Below are 1,006 nucleotides of genomic sequence, written 5' to 3'. Positions count from 1 at the left end.
ATTACATAGCCAGGTGCTTGCTGAAGTCAGGAGGGTTTAGAAATCAGCTACACCCTTAAATGCGAAGAGCCGGTTTTCTCAGTGTCGGTCTCGGTCATGTCGTGGGGATTCCTTTCAGTGCTACACGTTGATGGCGAACACGTCGACCGACTCAGTATAGGCCACAGCTTGTGGGTCTTTCAGGTGCGAAAACGGCTCGCACTCGACTCAAATTGCAGCTGAGAAATCGGAATGGTGCTCCGAGCACGACTCCAATTTTTCGCTCATAGGAAGGAGACACTAGCGGTACACCTCTCGCCGGTTCCCAATCTTAATCACCAGGATGCGCAACGCGCCGTCCTCGATGCTGCTGATAAGGCGGTAGTCGCCTACCCGATACTTCCAAAAATCCCCTAAACGTGAGCCTTTTAAAGCTTCGCCAATGCTGCGCGGATCATCCAGATTTGATACCCGCTCATGCAGAAACAACAGGATTCGTTTAGCGATTTGCGGGTCAAGCTTGCCCAGCTCGCGCTCTGCAGCGCGGTCAAATTCAATCCGCCAAGCCATAGCGCTTCATCACATCCTCAAGGGGTACGGATTCCGAGCGACCCGCGCGGTTATCCAGCAGGCGCTGTTCCGCCAGGTACAGGTCTTCCAAGTCGTCCAGGTGCGCCACGATGGCTTCACGGGCATAGAAAGTTTTGGTTCTGCCGGTGGCTTTGGCGAGGTTTTCCAGACGGTCTTCCAGTTCCGAAGGCAGTCGAATAGCAAGCATGGCCAGACTCCATAATTAGGGATTGATATACAAGTATAGCAAATTGCAGCTAGCCCATGCGCTGGCTGCTGGGCTTGTGCTCCGGCTCGGGCGATCCAGGATCGCGCTTGGCCAGCAGCTGCGGTTCGGTGGCCGTCCGGATGCCACTCTATTGCCCCCGAATGTCGATTTAGGGGTTGTACGCCGGAATCCCAGAAATTTCCGTCAGCCCAGCTCCAGTCCCGCCACGAGCGCATCCAGGTCGATGAA

Annotated in this window: 2 protein-coding genes; both read right to left on the bottom strand. The window is 55.1% G+C overall.

The features are described 5' to 3' along the window. Positions 1 to 279 precede the first annotated feature (279 nt). Positions 280 to 549 (bottom strand): type II toxin-antitoxin system RelE/ParE family toxin, encoded by a 270-nt coding sequence (locus GHO32_RS26080; RefSeq protein WP_032489848.1) that lies wholly within the window; start codon positions 547 to 549, stop codon positions 280 to 282. After that, positions 533 to 757: a DUF6290 family protein gene (locus tag GHO32_RS26075; protein ID WP_095022859.1), complete on the bottom strand. Its 225-nt coding sequence runs from the start codon at positions 755 to 757 to the stop codon at positions 533 to 535. Before GHO32_RS26075 ends, GHO32_RS26080 begins: the two co-directional genes overlap by 17 nt. Positions 758 to 1,006 lie beyond the last annotated feature (249 nt).

This window comes from Pseudomonas sp. FSL R10-2189 (genome assembly GCF_009600325.1).
Classification (GTDB): domain Bacteria; phylum Pseudomonadota; class Gammaproteobacteria; order Pseudomonadales; family Pseudomonadaceae; genus Aquipseudomonas; species Aquipseudomonas helleri.
This window is presented reverse-complemented; position numbering and strand designations above follow the sequence as displayed.

Excerpts from the sequence above, each read along its gene's own strand:
- GHO32_RS26080 (WP_032489848.1), bottom strand. The coding sequence starts at position 549 with ATGGCTTGGCGGATTGAATTTGACCGCGCTGCAGAGCGCGAGCTGGGC.
- GHO32_RS26075 (WP_095022859.1), bottom strand. The coding sequence starts at position 757 with ATGCTTGCTATTCGACTGCCTTCGGAACTGGAAGACCGTCTGGAAAAC.